The sequence below is a fragment of the Clostridium sp. Marseille-P7770 genome (assembly GCF_902143525.1).
In the GTDB taxonomy this organism is placed as follows: domain Bacteria; phylum Bacillota; class Clostridia; order Lachnospirales; family Lachnospiraceae; genus Pilosibacter.
Genome location: NZ_CABFVC010000001.1, coordinates 317143 through 336054, shown reverse-complemented (window position 1 = coordinate 336054; position 18912 = coordinate 317143). Strand labels below are relative to the sequence as shown.

Here is an 18912-nt window from a genome sequence, read left to right as displayed (position 1 = left end):
GAACATGGAACATAAGATTGTTTTTGCAACATCAAATGCCGGAAAGATGCGGGAGATCCGTGAGATCTTAAAGGACCTCGGAGCGGAGATCCTGTCGATGAAGGAGGCAGGCGTGGATGTTGATATTGTGGAAGATGGAGATACATTCGCGGCAAATGCGTTAATTAAGGCAAAAGCTGTTTGGGAGAAGACCGGTGGGATCGTTCTCGCGGATGATTCCGGGCTTGTGATCGATGCCTTAAACGGGGAGCCGGGCGTCTACTCCGCGCGGTATATGGGGGAGAAGACTTCCTATGAGATCAAGAACTGGAATCTGATCCATCGTCTGGACGGTGTCCCGGAGGAGAAGCGAACGGCGCGCTTCGTCTGTGTGATCGCAGCGGTCCTTCCGGATGGAAGAACCTTGACAGCGGAGGGAACGATGGAAGGCGTGATTGCGCATGAACCGGCCGGTGCCGGCGGATTCGGCTATGATCCGATCCTGATGCTTCCGGAATACGGGAAGACATCGGCGGAGATCACTATGGATGAGAAGAATGCCATCAGCCACCGCGGTAAAGCGCTTCGGGCGATGAAAAAATGTCTTGCAGAAGAAATCGGAGAGTAAGGTATGAAAATTCTGATCGTGAGCGATACCCACAGAAGAGATGGAAATCTCAGGGCAATTATTGAAAAACAGTCCCCGTTCGATATGCTGATCCATCTGGGGGATACCGAGGGCAGCGAGATCTATTTTAAGGAATGGGTGAATAATGATAACTGCGTGATCCATGTTGTGCGCGGAAATAATGATTTCTTTTCCCAGACAGACAAGGAGAAGGAGATCTCCATCGGGAAATACCGGGCATTTCTGACTCACGGTCACATGTACGGCGTATCGTTTGAGCTGGAGACGATCAAGGAAGAGGCGAGAGCCAGAAAGGTGGATATCGTCATGTTTGGCCATACCCACAAGCCGCATCTGGAGTACTGTGAGGACGGGCTTGTGGTGCTGAATCCGGGAAGTCTTTCTTATCCGAGACAGGACGGGAGAAAACCATCGTATATGCTGATGGAGATCGACCGGAATGGGGAGGCGCATTATACGGTCTGTTATGTGGATCAGGATCGGGATATTCCGTCGGGGTTGTATTAAGTAGATTCATATTGGCGAGGGGGACGCGGTGAGCTTCCGCCCAGGAGCGCTCAGGGATGCGGGGATGGTTCCGCTAAGCTCCCGGGAGACTGCTAAGGGCGGGACACAGATACCGCAAACTCGCTTCGCTCAGACAGTGCGGTCTCTGCGTCCCAACGCAGTCACCCGCGAGCTAAGAGGAACCAGATCCCCCGGATCAAGGCACTCCTGGGCGGAAGCTCACCGCTGGTAGTGTCGAGAATACAGTCACCCTTTGCTGAAACAGTTATATCTGCGAGTTAAGAAAAAGTAGATGCCTGGATCGAGGTCCTTGGTCGGAAGCTCCCAGCCGGCTGCAGTGGAGACCGCAGGTTTTACTGACTTGGAGGGTAACGTGGACTGCAATTTTATTGGAAGATTTCAAAAAAATGGTTGACAATCTATCGCGTTCACGGTATAATTTTAAACGCATTTAGTGAACTTTTGCTTTTCAAATGCTTCGCAGAAATTCCGGGGTGTGGCTCAGCTTGGCTAGAGCACCTGGTTTGGGACCAGGGGGTCGCAGGTTCGAATCCTGTCACCCCGATTTTTATCGAAAAAAAGATAAAAAAATTGTTGACAGATGAACGGATATGAGATATAATGTTCAAGTCAGCGAAAATAAAACAAAGTTTTCCTGCGGGTGTAGTTCAATGGTAGAACACCAGCCTTCCAAGCTGGATACGTGGGTTCGATTCCCATCACCCGCTTTGCTTTTGCGAAAAAGCATAATGAGTCTGTAGCTCAGCTGGATAGAGCAACGGCCTTCTAAGCCGTGGGTCGGGGGTTCGAATCCCTTCAGGCTCATTTGAAATCAAGTGCGATTTCGAATTTTATATTATGGTGGGTATAGCGCAGCTGGTTAGCGCGCCAGATTGTGGCTCTGGAGGCCCAGGGTTCGAATCCCTGTATCCACCCGTATTTCCCTGGGAAGCAGTTCCCGGGGCTTTTTTGTTTTGTTGGGGAAGTTGCTGTGCTAATAGGTCCTATGTCAATGGATGGGGCGGAGTTCATAAGAACTCTGCCCCATCGTTGGTTCTGGAATGGTTTGTGATAGCTATTAAAAACTTCCGGGAGCTTTAACCGCGTTCAGAGGTTAGATTTCCTGTTGAAAACGGATAAAAAAAGTGCTTATAATAAAAATTACAAGCACTGGATTTGCGAATCATTTCCTGGGCCAACGGGATTCGAACCCGTGGAATGCAGGAGTCAAAGTCCTGTGCCTTACCGCTTGGCGATGGCCCAGGAAATGATTCGCTGTCATATGAATGTGGCTGAATCTTTGATACAACCATAACGATATTATTCTACCATAAGACATGGAAAAATACAAGCAAAGGTTCTTCGGAACAGTAACAAAGAGAAAAGCGAGTTATTTTTCGCGAGTAGGGATTTTACGAACTGAAAATTCCGTATGATACCGCTGCGATCAAGGATTTTGCCGATTCGGAATGCGAAGCATTGGAAAATTTTGTTACACAGTATATGCTATGGTAACGGGAAAGATACGAAAGGGGTAGAAGGAATGGCAGAGAATAAGTCGATGGATATTGTGGAAAAATCAACAAAAAATGTAACAGTCTGTGAAAAAAGCCGCGGGGACCGCGCGCGGGAACTGTTCCGGGAAGGTTACAATTGCTCCCAGGCGGTGACACTGGCGTTTGCTGAGGAGCTGGAAGCACGGGGGATCAGCAGAGAGATGGCGGCAGGCCTGGCGTCCTCGTTTGGCGGCGGCCTCGGAAGACTTCGGGAGGTATGTGGCTGTGTCAGCGGAATGGCACTGGTCTGTGGGGCTCTGGAAGGCTATACAGACCCGAAAGCGGCAGCGGAGAAGCAGGATCACTATAAAAGAATTCAGGAGCTTGTATCGGCGTTCAAGAACGAGAATGGAAGCTACATCTGCCGGGAGCTGTTGGCCGGGATCAATACGGATACGAATCCGGTGCCGGAGGCGAGAACGGAGAGCTACTATAAAAAGCGCCCGTGTGCAGAGCTTGCGGCCTGTGCAGCGGATATTTTGGAGAGGCATCTGAAAGAGATACAGAAATAATAAAATCAACTTTGGCATGCTGCGGTGAATTGTTTACGGCGGCAGTTCGGGCGAAAAATTGAATTTCCGATTTTGAGAAGAAAAGAACTCATCTCTGAGGTATCAAGATGCCATGGAGGTGAGTTTTTTATGTTGGAAAAAAGTATTATTAGGGTTGTGAAAAAGCCGAAGAAGAAAGTTCTTGTGACGTGGAATCTGTTTCATCCGTTTTAAGCGAAAAACGACCCGCCGCAAAAGCGACGGGTCGTCCTGCCTTTATGTTTTACACAGTAAGCTTTGCAAGCTGCTATACTCTGAATTAGAGGATTCCAGCCGGAAGAGCAACGCCTACGCCCGGTCCGAACGGAAGTCCGATGGACATCCAGATAACAACTACGATGATCCATGCGATCTGAAGAACGATGGACATCGGGATCATGTTGGAGATCAGAGTACCAATTTTGAGATCCGGAACGTACTTTGTCTGAGCAACACTTAAGATCATCCAGATATATGCAGACATCGGTGTCCAGCAGTTGAACGGGGAATCGCCAATTCTGTAAAGTAACTGTGTGAAGCCCGGATGATAACCGAGGAGCATGAACATCGGAACGAAGATCGGAGCGAAAATAGCCCACTTCGCGGAACCGGAGGATACGAAGATGTTAACGAAGGAGCAGAGGACGATGAAAGCTACACAGAGCGGAATGCCTGTGAAACCTGCAGCCTCGAGACCATCAGCACCTGCGATCGCAAGGAGAGTACCAAGCTTTGTCCAGTTGAATAAGCCCTGGAACTGTCCGCAGAAGAAGCAGAACAGAACGTAGGAGCCCATACCAGCCATCTGCTTGGACATTGCTTTGTTGACATCAACAGCGTTCTTAAATGTACCTGCAGTGAAGCCGTATGCAAGACCGCAGAGACAGAACAGAACGAAGAGGATCGGGATCAGGCCCTTTAAGAGCGGGGATCCGATAAACGCACCGTTTTCGCCGGAAAGAAGACCGGTGAAGAATCCGATTGCAATGATGATGATGTAGATGATCGCGGTAAGACCTGCAGCATTAAGACCTTTCTTCTGCTGCGGAGTAACTTCTTCAAGTTTTGCTTCTCCGGCACCCTCGTATTTTCCGAAACGCGGCTCGATCATATGTACGGAACAGAATCCGATAACTGCTGCGCAGAGGAAGGTGGAGAAGATCATGAAGAACCAGTTACAGGTCGGGTCAACCTGGAAAGTTGTATCCGGGATGAATGCCTTGATCGCATCGTTTGTAAGACCCTGTAACAGAGTATCGGTACCAGCTACCATCAGGTTCGCTGTGAAACCGGCCTGAGCACCTGCGTAACCAACCATCATACCAACTACCGGGTGTTTGCCAACGCCCATGTAAACGATGGCAGCCATCGGCGGGATAACGACCATAGCTGTATCGGAAGCGATGTTTCCGACTGTACCGACGAATGCGATTACATACGGGATCATAGCTGCCGGAACGTTCTTTAAGGAACTGTTCAGCATGGAGATCAGCATTCCGGACTCCTCACAGAGACCGATACCGAGTGTCATTGTGATAACCAGACCTAACGGAGCGAAACCGGTAAAGTTCTTTACCATGTTGCCTAAGATCCAGTCAACGCCGTCTTTGGAGAACAGGTTCGCAGATGTTACGACCTCTCCGGAAGCTGGATTTGTAAGGGCAACGCCCATTACACTGAAGATACAGCCGATGATAGCTGTGATAAGGAAGAGCCAGCAGAACAGAATCGCTGGCGGCGGCAATTTGTTACAAACTTTTTCGATACCATCAATCAGTTTGTCCACGCCGGTTTTCTTAGCGGTAGTGTTTTCACTCATTTGAAAAACCTCCTGTAAACTTAATTTACGGGACCTAAACCCCCGAGATCCCGCTTGCATGGATATTATACTATAAATAGTTCAGAAAAGCTATATGTTTTTTATAAAGTGTTTATATTTTTTATTTTTACATTAGAAAACTGAAAAAATAGCCGGAGATTTCACCAAATGGAATGATAAATATTTAGTAAAAATGCATAAAACAGGAAATGGCGATCATGAGAAGATTATTGCGTTTATAGTGGTTTCGTGTTAAGATAAAGTATCGTGCATGAAACGTGATGACAGATAATAAAGGAATCCTGCCTGACGGATTCAAAAAAGACTGTCAGTGGCAGCAAGTGCCAATGTGCGGTTAATTGAATACCTGGGAGGATAAAATATGTTTGGTGGAAACTTTCAGACATGGAAACTTCATTCGGCGCAGGACTACTTTATGTTCTTTGCCTACATACTTGCCGGTGTGCTGGTGTTCTGGCTGATCGCGAAACACATGAACAAACAGCGGAATCACGAAAAGGCTGTAGAAAAGGTCTCCGCGCGGCTGAAAAAGATCTGTGGAAAGCCCGGTGAGGTTTTAAAGAACGCGACTTTAAATCTGCCGGAAGGAAAAATGACGTTTGACGCGGTCCTTATGGATAAGAGAGGCGTTTACCTTGTAAGAACTTACGGTTGGGGAATTAAGATATACGGAACTCCGGACGGAGCAATGTGGCGGCGAGAGGACGCAAAAAGAAAAGAAGAATTTGAAAATCCGCTTCTTAATTTAAAGAAAGGTGCGGAGGAGATCGGAAAGATCATGGAAGAAAACGGAGTCCATAATTTAAAGGTTATGCCGATGGTCGTTTTTGCAGATAACTACCAGACTCCGGAACTGTATCTCGGATATGGTTCTTATTCCACGACTTATCAGGAACTGAAAAGCTGGTATAAAAAACAGTCCGGCGTGAAAGAAGTCCAGTATGACTATGATAAGGTTTCTTCTATTATAAGAGGACTTGTAAAGTAGGAGAGGACCGGAAAACAGAATAAAGGGTATGAGACAGGCGGTCTGGTAAGCGGATCGCCTGTTTTTTATTTAACAGGAAACTCCGATGGAACTTCCTGTTAAATAAAAAGGCACTGCGTGCCTAAGATGCGCACTCGCGCGAAGATGAAGGTTGTCGCAAGCGACCGCGCGAGATGCCGAATGTGCCGAGGCACATTCTTTTTATGCATAGGGACATTCAGTGTTCCGGGGTGGCCGGAGACCGACATAGATGAGACAAAAAACGCCAGGGCACTTCACATGCCCTGGCGAAATAAACGTATTCAGTTATGTAATTCTGCAGGATCGGATAATTTACATGATTCCTGCCGGAAGAACGGAACCGACACCCGGACCGATCGGAAGACCGATGAGGTACCAGATGATAAAGAAGACAACCCAGATCACTTCGAGGATCACTGCGATCGGAAGAAGGTTGGAGATCAGGGTACCGATCTTTAAGTCCTTCATGTACTTGGTCTGAGCAGTTGCGAGAACCATCCAGATATACGGGGACATCGGAGTAACCGCGTTTGTCGGGGAATCACCGAGTCTGTAAAGTAACTGTGTAAAGCCCGGATGATAACCGAGGAGCATGAACATCGGAACGAAGATCGGAGCGAAGATCGCCCATTTTGCGGAACCGGATGACATGAAGATGTTTACACATGTTACAACGAGGATGAAGCATACAAATAACGGGATACCTGTGAATCCTGCGGACTGAAGAATGTCAGCGCCGCCGATTGCGAGGAGTGTACCGAGTTTTGTCCAGTTGAATAAGCCCTGGAACTGTCCGCAGAAGAAACAGAAGGAAATATAGGAGCCCATTGCTGCCATCTGTTTGTTCATAGCTTTACTGATGTCGCCGGATTTCTTAAAGGAACCGGAACCAAAACCAAATGCGATCGCACAGATCGAGAAGAATACGAACAGGATCGGGATCAGGCCTTTTAAGAGCGGAGAACCAACGAAGGCACCATTCTCACCTGCTAACGGACCGGTAAAGAATCCAACAACGAGGATGATAATGTAGATGATCGCTGTAATTCCTGCACAGCGGAGACCTTTACTCTCAGAAGCACTCAGTTTTTCGATCTTTTCATCGGAGGAACCTTCGTATTTTCCGAAACGCGGCTCTACAACCTTTGTACAAACAGCACCGATCACGATAGAACAGAGGATTGTGGAGGCGATCATGAAGAACCAGTTACAGGTAACATCTACCTGGAAGGTAGTCTCCGGAAGGAAACCTTTGATTGCGTCATTTGTGAGACCCTGAAGCAGGGAGTCTGTACCTGCAACCATCAGGTTTGCAGTGAAGCCTGCATTTGCACCTGCATATCCGCAGATCATACCTGCAACCGGATGCTTTCCAGCACCGATATAGAGAAGAGCGGCGATCGGAGGAACGATGATGTTCGCAGTATCAGAAGCGATATTTCCGATCGTGCCGACAAATGCGATAAGGTACGGAACGAGTGCCGGAGGAACATCGCTTAAGCAGCTCTTTAAGAGGGACATTACGAGACCGGACTCCTCGCAGAGACCGATGCCGAGGGTCATGGAGATTACCAGACCGAGCGGTGCGAAACCGGTAAAGTTCTTTACCATATTGTCAAGGAACCAGTGGAGTCCGTCTACCGAGAAGAAGTTCTGGGAAACAACGGCTTCATTTGTTGCCGGGTTGATCAGGCTCACGCCAGCTACCGTTGCGATCGTACCGATGATCGCCGTGAAAAGGAAGAGCCAGCAGAACAGGATTACCGGGTCGGGAAGTTTGTTACATACGTTTTCAACGACTGTTAACGCCTTGTCGAGCCAAGTTTGCTTAGTGGTACTAGTGGTGTTTTCGCTCATACAGAAACCTCCTGCAATAGTAAAAGTACGAAATAACTGAAAAAACAGGGAGATTTCCAGCAATTCCGCCGATTGAGAAAAAGTTAATTCTTTGTTAAGAATAAAGAATATAAACTTTTTATGAATTGATTATATATCTTTTGTAAACATCTGTCCACACCTTTTTTTATTTAGTGAAAAAGTTATTATAATTTATATTGTTAATAAAGAATAAATAATTCAGATAATTCAGACAATAATAAAGAGGTGAGTTCCGGCGCGCTGAAGGAGCGGATGAGGAAAAATCATGGATCTTCGGGGAATCGCGGAGAAAATATGAAGCGTGCCGGCATGGAAAAGCACTGCATCAGGGCAGTGTGGATTCTTGCGGAGACAGCAGATCCATGTTAGAATAAAAACACAAAATTGTGATGCAAAAGAACGAAATGCCGGTATTTTGCATGTAAAACAGGAGGGGTAATGCCATGATAAATGAGAAGAGACTGCTCGACACATTCTTTGATTATGTTATGATCAACAGTGAGACAAAGAATGAAAAAGCGATGGGGGAAAAGCTGGTTGAGGATCTTAAAGTACTTGGACTGGAAGTAAAGACCGACAAAGCCGGGGAAGGTTTTGGCTCCAATGGATTTAATGTATGCGCATATCTTCCGGGAACGATCCCGGGTGATCCGACGATCATGTGTGCACATATGGATACGGTGACTCCGGGCAATGGCATCAGACCGCTTGTCGATGACGGGATCATCCATACAGACGGCTCCACGATCCTTGCGGGCGATGACAAATCCGGAATCGCAGCGATCATGGAAGCAATCAAGGTGATCAAAGAACAGAATATTCCGTGCCGCAATACAGAGATCTTATTTACGATCGGCGAAGAAGGTGGTATGAACGGTGTCAAGAATATGGAGCTGTCCATGATTAAAGGAAAAGAAGCGATGGTATTTGACGCCAGCGGTGATATCGGAAAGATCTTAACCTGTGGACCGGGGCAGATCAAGATCTTCGCGACGATCATTGGAAAATCTTCCCATGCGGGTCTTGCACCGGAAGAGGGAATCAGTGCGATCCAGGTCGCAGCGAAGGGAATCGCAAAGATGAACCTGCTCAGAATCGATGAGGAGACTACCTGCAATATCGGAACCCTGAAGGCGGAATATGCGACCAATATCGTTCCGGAGAAGGCAGAATTTGTGGCAGAAGTCAGAAGCCGCAACCTCGATAAATTAAATGCCCAGGCTGCGCATATGCAGAAGTGCCTGCAGGATGCCTGCGACGAGATGGGAGCAAAGCTTGAGATCGAGCTGAAGACAAATTATGTAAGCTTTAACGTGGAAAATGATGATCCGATCGTGCAGAGAGTCTTTGAGTCCTGCAAACGTCTTGGATATCAGGCAGTGACCGCAAAAGGCGGCGGCGGAAGCGACGCGAATGTGATGGCACTTCACGGGATCAAGCCGATCGTACTCTCCACAGGTATGACAAAGGTACATACGACCGGAGAAACATTGAAGATCGATGATCTGAACAAGTGCGCAGAGCTGGTACTGGATCTTTTAACACACTAAATTTAAAAAGAAATGATAAAAACGGGGCGGCCGGATTCAAAGGCTGTCCCGTTTTTTCACTTGTTACTCAGGAGAAAATCTCAATGAACTTTCTGCTGCACAACAGGCACGAAATACTGAATGATATACGTATGTGTGAAGATACAGAATGCTGCAAGTGAACGTGCGGAATGAGCGAACGGGTCAAGAGACATTTAATTGCAGACATGAAAAAACTCCGGTTCTGGCATACCGGAGTTTTTTCACACAAATACTAAAAAAGGGGGATGTATGAGTATCGAATATATGTCAATCCTGGATCACAGGGATCCGAGAATTATGTTTAGTCGAGTCCGGCATAAATGTGCGCGCATTTCATTTGCCTGCCGGCCCCATTTTTTATGTATACCTGATCAGGCGCTACACGCCTCGTCTTCCGTATTAAAAACGGTTCGTGATGTCTTTAACTGATCGATATCTTTTATGATACAAAGTATACAGGAAGAATGTGACGGAAGTATGGAGAAACTCTAAAAGGAAAATAAAATTAGTGGAGATTTTCTAACGAAAAAATAACCATTTCTTTAGAATTTGTTTATTGTCATGAAAAAAGAGCCGTGGTATAGTTCTGATGCAGTGTAACAGGTGGCTGTACGCCGGAAAATCCCCTGAATACTCAGGGAGATGTCTGCGGGGCAGATACCGGAAAAGCAGAAGATTCCTGGAGTACATATAAAAGAAGAATCCGGGAGCACATATAAGATCAGAGGAGGAACTTTTAATCATGAAGAAACACGTTTTACTGGCGGCGGCGCTCTGCATGACAGTAGTGATGGCGACCGCATGCGGATCAAAACATACACAGACACAGGAAACCGCAGCAGAGACAACGACAGAAGCTTCCGATGCGGAAACGAAAGCGGCGGACGCGACAAAACCGGATCTTTCCAATGTGGATCCAAAGATGGCGGAAGGTCCGGGAGCGTTCGAGACAGATGAGAGCTCTGAGGGTGTACAGGTGGAGGAGATCTCCGATGAGGAGATGGCGAAGCTCCAGAGCGAGGCGGTTGCAAAGCTTGAAAAAACGGATTACAGGTCTTATGCAAAGGAGCTTGCCGAAATCGTGAAGAATAAGGATATGGAAGGGCTCGCGGACCATATTGATTTCCCGGCGTTTATTTCCTGTGTGAAGACGAACGGCGGAATGGTGGATACGAAAGAAGATTTCATGAAGCTGGACCCGGCTGAGATCTTTTCCGATGAGATGGAGGCAGCGATCGAAAAGGTGGATGTTGATACCCTTGAGCCGGTTATGGCAGGAATCGTTTTGGGTGACGGTGTTCCGAATATCATCCTCGGCATTACCGCAGACGGAGAACTTGCGGTCACAGGAATGAATTACTAAAAGTCACAGGCGGACCGGTGAATCCGCTGCATAAGAAAATAAAGTCTGAAGAAATAATGAAGAGACATGGAAGTATCTGTGTCTCTTTTTTCTATATATAAGCATAGAAGAAATATGAATCAGATCTGGATTTGCCCGGAAAGTCATTTGACGATTTCTGGACAATTACCCAACTGTGTCCAAATATAGTAAATTATTGACAAAAGAATTCATGAAATATCTGTAAAGTCGATGCGTAGAAATGGACAAATCCGCAAATATTTAGTATAATGGCGGTATGCGTTACGCGGTAAGTGAGGTGGGAGAAAATGCGTCAGAAAAAAAACGGACTCGAAAACCTGGTGCTGATCACCCAGCTCGGACTCAATGTTGTGACACCGGTTCTTATCTGTGTGCTTCTCGGAAGCTGGATCGATAAAAAGACCGGACTTCATACCGTTCTGATCTTTCTGATCCTGGGGGTTCTCTCGGGCGGCCTGAGTGCATATAAGATGGCGAAGCATATCGTAGACAGAGAGAAAGAAGACGAAGACAGGGAAAAGAAAGAGCAGGTAAAGCAGTGGGAGAACCGTTTTGGAACCGGAGACGGTGCTGACCGTCCCAAAAGATGGCGGTGACAGCCGAAGGGACGGCAAAGAAGACGGTAGCCGTAAACGAAAGCGGAATATGAAGCAGTAGGGAACTGTCTGACAGAAGACAGCCCCGGCAGGGTAATTGAAAGGGTGGAACAATCGTGAGTGATAAGACAAAGAGACAGGTAGTGGGAATGAGCATCGGGATTCTGATCCATAATATGATCTTGCTTCTCATCTGCCTTATTTTTTTCCGAACCGTTCCGGTGATCGCCGGAGTGCTGATCGGAGCCGCGGCGGCGGAGGTACTGCTGATCAGTATCGCGAGATCCACGGAACTCTGTGTGGAATCGGCTGATGGGGCGTACAGCAGCAAAAAGATGGTGATCCATTCGCTGATCCGTAGCCTGTGCGCGGTAATACTGGTGTGCCTTTTATGGAAATTTACGACGATCAACCTTCTGGCAGTCGTTCTCGGCGCACTGGGCTTGAAGACCGGAGCTTATGTGTATCCGGTACTTCAGAAACGAACCGACCGTATGGCCTGAGCTTCAGGCTTGACGGATAGAGTCTTATACGCTGCTGTTGTGGAACAGACAGCAGTCTTTCAGGAGTCTTAAGGAAAGGAGGAAAAAGAATGAGTGGTGGCAGTGGTGCTGATTTCATGATCCACGGGATCGTGAAATACCATCTCTTCGGTCATGAACTCTGGCTGACGACGACGACGGTCGGAATGACGATCGTTACGATCGTTCTGCTGATTCTGGTGATAGCCGCGAACCGTGCATTAAAACATGCGACGGATGTACCTGGAACATTCCAGAATATCATCGAATTCGGTATGGAAATGCTGGAAAATATGACCACAGGGATTCTTGGCAGTTCAGCGAACCGGTTTGCGAACTATATCGGAACGATTTTTCTGTTTATTTTGTTCTGCAACCTAAGTGGTCTGTTCGGCCTGAGAACGGTTACTGCCGACTTTGGTGTTACGTTCCTTCTTGGTCTGGTCACGTTTGCGATCGTACAGTATCAGGGAATCAAAAATCATGGTGTCGGACACTTTACGGGATTGTTTCAACCTCTCCCGGTGCTGTTCCCGATCAATCTGATCGGTGAATTTGCGAATCCGATCTCGATCTCACTTCGTCTGTTCGCGAACATGCTGTCCGGAGTTATTATCATGGGTCTCTGGTACGGAATGATGCCGGTCTTATTAAAAATCGGTATTCCGGCCGCACTTCATGTGTACTGCGACCTGTTTTCCGGGTGCATCCAGACATACGTATTCTGCATGCTGACTATGGTCTATGTAAATGATAAACTGTAGGAACGCAGGGCGGAACAGGGAAGGCAGGACCCCATCGACGCAGTCGATCGGAAAGGATTTTGCCTGTAGCTGTGAATGACAGCTATAAAATTTTTTTACAGGAGGTTTTATCTATGAATATTACAGGACAGGATTTGATCCATGCTTGCTCAGCAATCGGCGCCGGTATCGCGATGATCGCCGGTATCGGACCTGGTGTTGGACAGGGTATCGCCGCTGGTTTCGGCGCATCTGCAGTCGGCCGCAACCCGGGTGCGAAATCTGATATCACATCGACCATGCTTCTTGGACAGGCCGTTGCCGAGACGACCGGTCTTTATGGTCTTGTTGTTGCCATTATTCTTATGTTCGTTAAGCCGTTCGGTTGATCCGGATATGGGAACAGGAAAAAACTTCCGGGTATGCGCGGAAGTTTGTAAAGGAGGCGAGATGAGACCTTGGAACGGTTAATAAATTTTGACCCTCAATGGATCAACGACATTGTGATCACGGGAATCAATATTTTTATCCTGTTCTTTGTAATGTCGTATTTCCTCTTTAATCCGGCGCGTGAAGTACTGGAAAAAAGAAGAAAGCGGATCGCGGGCGATCTGGAAACGGCAAAGACGAGCCGCGAAGACGCGCTCGCGCTGAAAGCAGAGTATGAGGATAAAATAAAATCCATCGACAAAGAGGCGCAGGAAATTCTCGACGCAGCGAGGAAAAAAGCGAAAAAGCAGGAAGCTGATATCTTAGCGGAAGCGAGAGAGGAAGCAAACCGCATCGTTGACCGCGCAAACCGGGAGATCGAGCTGGAGAAGAAGAAAGCGCTTGAGGACATGAAGACGGAGATCGTTTCCATTGCGTCCCTGATGGCAGAGAAGGCGGTTGCCGCTTCCATGGATGTAAAGATCCAGGATTCCCTGATCGAGGAGACTTTAAAGGAAATGGGTGAGAGCACATGGCAAAGTTAGTGTCAAAGGTCTACGGCGACGCGCTGTTTGAAGCGGCCATGGAGCGGGATATGCTGTCGCCCGTATATGAGGAAGCACAGTCACTGCAGACGGTCCTCATGGAGAATGCAGACCTTGTACAATTTTTGAACCATCCGCAGATCATAAAAGAAGAGAAGTTAAAGGTCGTGGAAAATATCTTTAAAGGAAGAGTTTCCGATGACCTGATGGGATTTCTTGAGACCGTGATCGAAAAGGGACGGCAGAAGGAGCTCCCGAAGATCCTCGACTATTTTGTGAATCGTGTAAAGGAATATAAAAAGATCGGTATCGTAACTGTCACAAGCGCGGTAGAACTCTCCGCGGAGCAGAAGGCCCATACGGAGGCGAAGCTTTTGGAGACAACAGCTTTTGTGAGTCTGGAAGTTACCTATAGCGTCGATCCTGCGATCCTCGGCGGACTCGTGATCAGGATCGGTGACCGCGTGGTGGACAGCAGCATCAGGACAAGACTCGGGGAGATCCGGAGAGACTTAATGAAGCTGCAGCTGGCGTGATCCCGGCGGATCCGGGACCGGAAACAGCAGTCCGGCAGCAGAAATAATACTGAACAGTTACGTGATGAAATGGAAAAGAAAGAAGGTGCAGACCTCAAATGAATTTAAAACCAGAAGAGATCAGCTCGGTCATCAAGGAGCAGATCGAAAGATATTCGACGAAGCTGGAAGTCTCTGACGTGGGTACTGTCATCCAGGTAGCGGACGGCATTACACGAATCCACGGTCTTGAGAATGCCATGCAGGGAGAACTTCTGGAATTTCCGGGAGAGGTTTACGGCATGGTGTTAAACCTTGAGGAGGACAACGTCGGAGCGGTTCTGCTCGGCGATTCCTCAAGCATCAGTGAGGGAGACACCGTAAAGACGACAGGACGTGTCGTTGAGGTTCCTGTGGGCGATGCCCTGACAGGACGTGTCGTGAATGCCTTAGGACAGCCTATCGATGGAAAAGGTCCGATCCTTACGGATAAATTCAGAAAGATCGAGCGTGTTGCCCACGGTGTTATCGAGAGAAAATCCGTAGATACCCCGCTTCAGACAGGTATCAAGGCGATCGATGCCATGGTTCCGATCGGACGCGGACAGCGTGAGCTTATTATCGGCGACCGTCAGACTGGTAAGACGGCGATCGCGATCGATACGATTATTAACCAGAAGGGACAGGGAGTTCACTGTATTTATGTTGCAATTGGACAGAAAGCATCAACAGTTGCGACAATCGTGAAAACTCTTGAGGAGTTCGGCGCGATGGATTACACGACACTTGTCGTATCCACAGCTTCTGACCTTGCCCCGTTACAGTATATTGCCCCGTATTCCGGCTGCGCAATCGGTGAAGAGTGGATGGAGAACGGCGAGGATGTTCTTGTCGTTTACGATGACTTAAGTAAGCATGCGGCGGCGTACCGTACCCTGTCCCTGCTTCTTAAGAGACCGCCGGGACGTGAGGCATATCCGGGCGATGTTTTCTATCTGCATTCCAGACTGTTAGAGCGTGCGTCCAGACTTTCCGATGACCTTGGCGGCGGTTCTCTTACCGCACTTCCGATCATCGAGACGCAGGCGGGTGACGTATCGGCCTACATTCCGACAAACGTCATCTCCATCACAGACGGACAGATCTACTTAGAGACCGAGATGTTCAACTCCGGTTTCCGCCCGGCGATCAATGCGGGTCTTTCTGTATCCCGAGTTGGCGGCGCGGCACAGATCAAGGCGATGAAGAAGATCGCTGCCCCGATCCGTGTGGAGCTTGCCCAGTACCGCGAGCTCGCTTCCTTCGCCCAGTTCGGTTCCGAGCTTGACGCCAGCACAAAGGAACAGCTTGCCCAGGGCGAACGCATCCGTGAAGTTTTAAAGCAGCCGCAGTATCAGCCGATGCCGGTCGAGTATCAGGTCATCATTATCTACGCGGCGACGAAGAAATATCTCCTCGATATTCCGACGAATCAGGTTCTTGATTTTGAGAAAGAACTGTTTAAGTTTATCGATACAAAGTATCCGGAGATCCCGGCAAGCATCCGCGAGGCGAAGCAGATGACGCCGGAGACTGAAGAATTGCTGAAAAAAGCTATTGAAGAGTGCAAGGCAGCAAGATAAGGCAGGTGATGTATCATGGCAACCATGAGAGATATTAAACGAAGGAAATCCAGTATTGAGAGTACCGAGCAGATTACCAAAGCCATGAAACTTGTTGCCACTGTAAAACTCCAGAAATCCAGAACGAAGGCGGAAAATTCGAGATTGTACTTCAATCTGATGTACCAGACGATCCAGGAGATGCTGAAGAAATCCACCGGGATCCGGCACCGCTATTTAAAGAGTGGGGATTCGAAGAAAAAGGCAGTTATCGTCGTTTCTTCCAATCGCGGACTTGCCGGCGGATATAACTCCAACATCATCCGTCTCGTGACGGAGAGCGGGATCCCGAAAGAGGATGCTCTCATCTTCGCGATCGGACGGAAAGGACGCGACGGACTCGCAAGGAAAGGCTATGAGATCAAAGCGGATTACTCCGATGTGATCGACGAGCCGCTCTACTCCGACGCGCAGCAGATCTCAAAAGAGCTTTTAGCCATGTTTGAGAAGAATGAGATCGGAGAGATCTATCTGGCGTACACGGCGTTCAAAAATACCGTAAGCCAGATCCCGACGTTCTTAAAGCTTCTGCCGGTGGATCTTGCGGCAGCAGGGCCAAAGGGCGAAGTAAAAGAAGAAAAATCGGATCTTCTCATTATGAACTATGAGCCGGACGAGGACGAAGTTCTGGATGCAATTATTCCGAAGTATGTGAGCAGCCTGATCTACGGGGCATTCCTAGAGGCCGTTGCCAGTGAGAACGGTGCGCGAATGACTGCAATGGATTCGGCTACGAACAACGCGGAAGAGATGATCGGAAAACTGTCGCTGCAGTACAACCGCGCGCGTCAGGGATCTATCACTCAGGAGTTGACAGAGATCATCGCGGGCGCGAATGCCATCGATGGTTAAAAAGAAATATGAGTAATTATTTGGCAGACTTGTGTACTTGCGGTGCTGGAGGTAAAAGACAGCATACAGGAGACAGAAATCAGTCGGCATGATGTGCTGGAATGGATTTTTACCGCTGGCCTGAGTGGCTGAATAGTTATGATAGAGACAAGGAGAAGTGAGATGGCAGAGAAAAACATTGGTAAAATTACTCAGGTCATCAGTGCCGTTCTGGATATCAAATTTCCCCAGGGCGGGCTGCCTGAGATCAATGACGCCATTGAGATCACCACAAAGGATGGCGGGGTCCTCACGGTTGAGGTTGCCCAGCATCTCGGTGATGATACGGTAAGATGCATCGCTCTCGGTCCCACCGACGGTCTTGTCCGCGGCATGGATGCCGTAGCGACCGGTGGACCGATCATGGTGCCGGTCGGTGAGCAGACACTTGGAAGAATTTTCAATGTTCTGGGACAGCCGATCGACAATAAAGAAGCTCCGAAGACGGAGAAAAAGCTCCCGATCCACCGCAAAGCCCCGAGCTTTGAGGAACAGTCCACAGAGACAGAGATCCTTGAGACAGGTATCAAGGTCGTTGACCTCCTCTGCCCGTACCAGAAAGGTGGAAAGATCGGTCTGTTCGGCGGTGCCGGTGTAGGTAAGACAGTCCTGATTCAGGAGCTGATCCGAAATATTGCGACAGAGCACGGCGGATATTCCGTATTTACAGGCGTTGGTGAGCGTACCCGTGAGGGAAATGACCTTTACTATGAGATGTCCGATTCGGGCGTTATCAATAAGACGACCATGGTGTTCGGCCAGATGAACGAACCGCCGGGATCCCGTATGCGTGTGGGACTTACCGGTCTTACCATGGCAGAGTATTTCCGTGACGAAGGCGGAAAAGATGTGCTGTTATTCATCGACAATATCTTCCGTTTCAGTCAGGCTGGTTCCGAGGTATCAGCGCTGCTCGGACGTATGCCGTCAGCCGTAGGTTACCAGCCGACCTTACAGACAGAGATGGGTGCCCTCCAGGAGCGGATCACCTCCACAAAGAACGGTTCCATCACATCTGTACAGGCAGTTTACGTTCCGGCCGATGACTTAACAGACCCGGCTCCGGCAAATACCTTTACCCATCTGGACGCGACGACCGTACTCAGCCGTTCTATCGTAGAGCTTGGTATTTACCCGGCTGTAGATCCGCTTGAGTCTACGTCCCGTATCCTTGATCCGCGTATTGTTGGTGAGGAGCATTATAAGGTTGCCCGCGGCGTACAGGAAGTGCTGCAGAGATATAAGGAGCTTCAGGATATTATCGCAATGCTCGGTATGGATGAGCTTTCCGAGGAAGATAAGCTTACCGTATCCCGTGCGAGAAAGATCCAGAGATTCTTATCCCAGCCGTTCTTCGTTGCCGGACAGTTTACCGGTCTGGAAGGCCGCTATGTTCCGCTTTCCGAGACGATCCAGGGCTTCAAGGAGATCCTCGAAGGCAAACATGACGATATTCCGGAGAATCTGTTCCTCAACGCAGGAAATATTGATGATGTTCTCGCCCGCGTGAAATAGGGGGTGTGGACATGGCGGAAATGATGAGACTTCAGATCGTTACGCCGGATGAGGCGTTTTTCGACGGAGAGGTTTCGATGGTGGAGCTCAACACGGCAGACGGGGAAGCCGGAATTTATCCGAAGCATATCCCGATGGTCGTCGCGGTTGCGCCGGGCGTTCTTAAGATCCACGGGGCAGATGGCGTGAAAAAAGCGGCGCTGCTTTCCGGATTTTTACAGATCCTGCCGGAGAAGGTAACGATCCTCGCGGAAGCCTGCGAATGGCCGGAAAACATCGATGGCAAGAGAGCCAATGAAGCCAGGATCCGCGCAGAGAGACGTCTGGCGGAAAAAAATCCACAGACCGATATTGACCGCGCTGAAGCCGCTTTGAAGCGGGCGCTGGTGAGATTGTCGCTGGTGGATGTAAAATAAAACAGAACTGTATTTTATTACAGCGATAAAACAGCATGTTTTGAATTCTTTTGTAAGCAGAGCTTAAAGGTGATTCTTTAAACATGCTGTTTTATTTTAGTCAGATAAGGCTCCCGCTTCTTTCCAGAGATAAGTGATGGAAAGAAGCGGGAGCCTGGTTTTTGCCCGAGAGGAACA

Annotated in this window: 18 protein-coding genes and 5 tRNA genes; 20 read left to right on the top strand and 3 right to left on the bottom strand. The window is 48.5% G+C overall.

Annotated features, from left to right (window positions below):
* Positions 1-4 precede the first annotated feature (4 nt).
* From FN001_RS01585 to FN001_RS01560, 6 genes are all read left to right on the top strand, one after another.
* Positions 5-607 (top strand): XTP/dITP diphosphatase, encoded by a 603-nt coding sequence (locus tag FN001_RS01585; RefSeq protein ID WP_118297378.1) that lies wholly within the window; start codon positions 5-7, stop codon positions 605-607.
* Positions 608-610: 3 nt separating this feature from the next.
* Positions 611-1135, top strand: coding sequence for a metallophosphoesterase family protein (locus FN001_RS01580; RefSeq protein ID WP_118297260.1), 525 nt, complete (start codon positions 611-613; stop codon positions 1133-1135).
* Between the two features lie 490 nt (positions 1136-1625).
* Positions 1626-1700: transfer RNA gene (locus FN001_RS01575), tRNA-Pro, on the top strand.
* A gap of 92 nt (positions 1701-1792) precedes the next feature.
* Positions 1793-1863: transfer RNA gene (locus tag FN001_RS01570), tRNA-Gly, on the top strand.
* Between the two features lie 23 nt (positions 1864-1886).
* A tRNA-Arg gene (locus tag FN001_RS01565) sits at positions 1887-1960 on the top strand.
* A 36-nt stretch (positions 1961-1996) separates the two neighbouring features.
* Positions 1997-2070: transfer RNA gene (locus FN001_RS01560), tRNA-His, on the top strand.
* 255 nt (positions 2071-2325) lie between these two features.
* Here FN001_RS01560 and FN001_RS01555 read toward each other — a convergent pair.
* A tRNA-Gln gene (locus FN001_RS01555) sits at positions 2326-2398 on the bottom strand.
* Between the two features lie 280 nt (positions 2399-2678).
* Here FN001_RS01555 and FN001_RS01550 point away from each other — a divergent pair.
* Positions 2679-3203, top strand: coding sequence for a C-GCAxxG-C-C family protein (locus FN001_RS01550; RefSeq protein ID WP_142410566.1), 525 nt, complete (start codon positions 2679-2681; stop codon positions 3201-3203).
* A 298-nt stretch (positions 3204-3501) separates the two neighbouring features.
* Here FN001_RS01550 and FN001_RS01545 read toward each other — a convergent pair whose 3' ends face one another.
* Positions 3502-5040, bottom strand: coding sequence for an AbgT family transporter (locus tag FN001_RS01545; protein WP_142410565.1), 1539 nt, complete (start codon positions 5038-5040; stop codon positions 3502-3504).
* A 382-nt stretch (positions 5041-5422) separates the two neighbouring features.
* Between FN001_RS01545 and FN001_RS01540 the strand changes: the two genes are divergently transcribed.
* Positions 5423-6049 carry a nuclease-related domain-containing protein gene (locus FN001_RS01540; protein ID WP_142410564.1) on the top strand — a complete coding sequence of 209 codons (627 nt, stop codon included), beginning with the start codon at positions 5423-5425 and terminating at the stop codon, positions 6047-6049.
* A gap of 333 nt (positions 6050-6382) precedes the next feature.
* On the opposite strand, the gene FN001_RS01535 is transcribed toward FN001_RS01540, so the two are convergent.
* Positions 6383-7927: an AbgT family transporter gene (locus FN001_RS01535; protein WP_142410563.1), complete on the bottom strand. Its 1545-nt coding sequence runs from the start codon at positions 7925-7927 to the stop codon at positions 6383-6385.
* Between the two features lie 464 nt (positions 7928-8391).
* On the opposite strand from FN001_RS01535, the gene FN001_RS01530 reads away from it, so the two are divergent.
* From FN001_RS01530 to atpC, 12 genes are all read left to right on the top strand, one after another.
* Positions 8392-9498, top strand: a complete 1107-nt coding sequence (locus FN001_RS01530) for a M20/M25/M40 family metallo-hydrolase (RefSeq protein WP_142410562.1) — start codon at positions 8392-8394, stop codon at positions 9496-9498.
* Positions 9499-10261: 763 nt separating this feature from the next.
* Positions 10262-10882 (top strand): hypothetical protein, encoded by a 621-nt coding sequence (locus tag FN001_RS01525; protein WP_142410561.1) that lies wholly within the window; start codon positions 10262-10264, stop codon positions 10880-10882.
* 308 nt (positions 10883-11190) lie between these two features.
* Entirely contained in the window at positions 11191-11499 is a 309-nt protein-coding gene (locus FN001_RS01520) for an AtpZ/AtpI family protein (RefSeq protein WP_142410560.1), read from the top strand.
* A 116-nt stretch (positions 11500-11615) separates the two neighbouring features.
* The gene (locus FN001_RS01515; protein WP_021904589.1) at positions 11616-12002 is read left to right on the top strand and encodes a hypothetical protein; all 387 of its coding nucleotides are present in this window, start codon (positions 11616-11618) and stop codon (positions 12000-12002) included.
* 89 nt (positions 12003-12091) lie between these two features.
* Positions 12092-12784 (top strand): F0F1 ATP synthase subunit A, encoded by a 693-nt coding sequence (gene atpB / locus FN001_RS01510; protein WP_015553053.1) that lies wholly within the window; start codon positions 12092-12094, stop codon positions 12782-12784.
* A gap of 113 nt (positions 12785-12897) precedes the next feature.
* A complete protein-coding gene (gene atpE, locus FN001_RS01505; protein WP_015553054.1) occupies positions 12898-13152 on the top strand; it encodes an ATP synthase F0 subunit C in 255 nt (84 codons plus the stop codon).
* Positions 13153-13221: 69 nt separating this feature from the next.
* Positions 13222-13737: a F0F1 ATP synthase subunit B gene (gene atpF, locus FN001_RS01500; RefSeq protein ID WP_021904590.1), complete on the top strand. Its 516-nt coding sequence runs from the start codon at positions 13222-13224 to the stop codon at positions 13735-13737.
* Complete coding sequence (gene atpH / locus FN001_RS01495; RefSeq protein ID WP_142410559.1) at positions 13725-14273, top strand: ATP synthase F1 subunit delta; 549 nt, start codon at positions 13725-13727, stop codon at positions 14271-14273. The genes atpF and atpH overlap by 13 nt, the downstream gene beginning before the upstream one ends.
* A gap of 98 nt (positions 14274-14371) precedes the next feature.
* Complete coding sequence (gene atpA, locus FN001_RS01490; RefSeq protein WP_117469052.1) at positions 14372-15874, top strand: F0F1 ATP synthase subunit alpha; 1503 nt, start codon at positions 14372-14374, stop codon at positions 15872-15874.
* A gap of 15 nt (positions 15875-15889) precedes the next feature.
* On the top strand, positions 15890-16765 hold the full coding sequence (gene atpG, locus FN001_RS01485) for an ATP synthase F1 subunit gamma (RefSeq protein WP_117469053.1): 876 nt from the start codon (positions 15890-15892) through the stop codon (positions 16763-16765).
* 162 nt (positions 16766-16927) lie between these two features.
* Complete coding sequence (gene atpD / locus FN001_RS01480; RefSeq protein WP_021904594.1) at positions 16928-18319, top strand: F0F1 ATP synthase subunit beta; 1392 nt, start codon at positions 16928-16930, stop codon at positions 18317-18319.
* An 11-nt stretch (positions 18320-18330) separates the two neighbouring features.
* Complete coding sequence (gene atpC / locus FN001_RS01475; protein ID WP_142410558.1) at positions 18331-18735, top strand: ATP synthase F1 subunit epsilon; 405 nt, start codon at positions 18331-18333, stop codon at positions 18733-18735.
* Positions 18736-18912: the final 177 nt, after the last annotated feature.